The sequence below is a fragment of the Lysinibacillus sp. FJAT-14222 genome (assembly GCF_001278875.1).
GTDB lineage: Bacteria > Bacillota > Bacilli > Bacillales_A > Planococcaceae > Lysinibacillus > Lysinibacillus agricola.
The window spans coordinates 1-1,400 of record NZ_LIYL01000028.1; the positions used below are offsets into that span (position 1 = coordinate 1).

At 36.3% G+C, this 1,400-nt stretch carries 2 protein-coding genes; both read left to right on the forward strand.

The features are described from left to right. Window positions 1-247 precede the first annotated feature (247 nt). Window positions 248-361, forward strand: coding sequence for a M23 family metallopeptidase (locus AN161_RS30595; protein WP_220443507.1), 114 nt, complete (start codon window positions 248-250; stop codon window positions 359-361). A 313-nt stretch (window positions 362-674) separates the two neighbouring features. Continuing rightward, window positions 675-1,220, forward strand: coding sequence for an NADPH-dependent FMN reductase (locus AN161_RS13630; protein WP_053594911.1), 546 nt, complete (start codon window positions 675-677; stop codon window positions 1,218-1,220). The last annotated feature ends 180 nt before the right edge of the window (window positions 1,221-1,400 follow it).

The window sequence follows — 1,400 nt, forward strand, 5'->3', positions numbered from 1 at the left end:
CCATCTGTGGAGAGCTTTGTAACGCTTCTCTTAAGTATATAAGAACCCCACTGCTTTAGCTGTGGGAGTAGTCAGATAACACAAAATGTTAACGCCAGCTATCAAGTTGGCGGTTTTTTATTTTATATAATAAAAACAGGGATAATCAAAGACATTTTAATTGTCTCAATCTAGCCCACAAACCTCAAAGACATGGCTATATCCTACAAATTAATGATAACTGTTAAAAAGAAATCGAAGTGTTGAAATGGATGAACGTAATGCAGCAGGAAACTATGTCGTGATTGAACATGCTAATAATGAATTTAGTATAGTTGCACATTTTAAAAAGAACGCAATTTTAGTAAAATCAACATCGTAACAGGAGGGAACTTATTGGGAAATGCGGAAACTCTGGTAATTCATCAGAACCTCATATTCATTTTCAGGTAATGGATTCCCCTGATATTGTATATGGAAAGTCCATTCGTATTCTGTTTAAAGATGGTGAAAATCCAATACAAGGGGATACGAGATATTAAACATGTGAAGCGAAAGCAAAGTGTCAGGTATAGAAGTCTCTCACCTCTATAGGTGGTGAGATGAATGCGGGATTAAGTTACTCTTCGATAAGATAGTTCGAAATTTTTGATTTTTATGTATTTGCGCATGTATTCTATTCAAGAGGTGATAGAATGACCACACATAAAAAGATAATAGCTATTTCAGGTAGCATTCGAGAAGGCTCTTCCAATACGAATATATTGAAGGCTTTAGCAGCTTTTATTCCTGAAGGTATTGATTATTCGATTTATAACGGAATACAAGACCTTCCGCATTTCAACCCGGATATAGATGGAACGGAACCGCCAGCTGTTGTCGAGAGTTTTAGAAAAACGTTAGCTGAATCACATGCGCTTATCATCTGTACGCCAGAATACGCAAAAAGTGTTCCAGGAGTTTTGAAAAATGCTTTAGAGTGGCTTGTCTCATCTGCCGAACTGTATAAAAAACCAGTAGCCGTTATAACAGCTTCTCCAGCCATTACTGGGGGAGACAAAGCGCATGAATCTTTACTACTTACGCTGGGAATGCTTGATACTAACATTGTTGAAAATGGATCATTGCTAGTCCCATCTGTCGGAACTAAATTTAACGATAATGCTACAGTGAAAGACGAGAGCACCAAGCAATCACTTATCGACCTTATCAATAGCTTAGTGTACGAGATTAATAAATAAAAACTTTATAATTCACAATAAATTAAGTGTAGCTACTGTGATTTCTAAAAAGAGCTATAGACAATAAAATATTTTATTGCAGTATTCAAGCCTTACTCCTAGCATAAAGTGTACCCTTTGTAAAGGACATTTTGAAAAAAAGCTAGGCAACCTTCTGAAGCTGCTGTCTGTATTTTGCAG

Bases quoted from the DNA above. Each gene is read 5' to 3' on its own strand.
- AN161_RS30595 (WP_220443507.1), top strand. From the start codon at position 248: ATGGATGAACGTAATGCAGCAGGAAACTATGTCGTGATTGAACATGCT.
- AN161_RS13630 (WP_053594911.1), top strand. From the start codon at position 675: ATGACCACACATAAAAAGATAATAGCTATTTCAGGTAGCATTCGAGAA.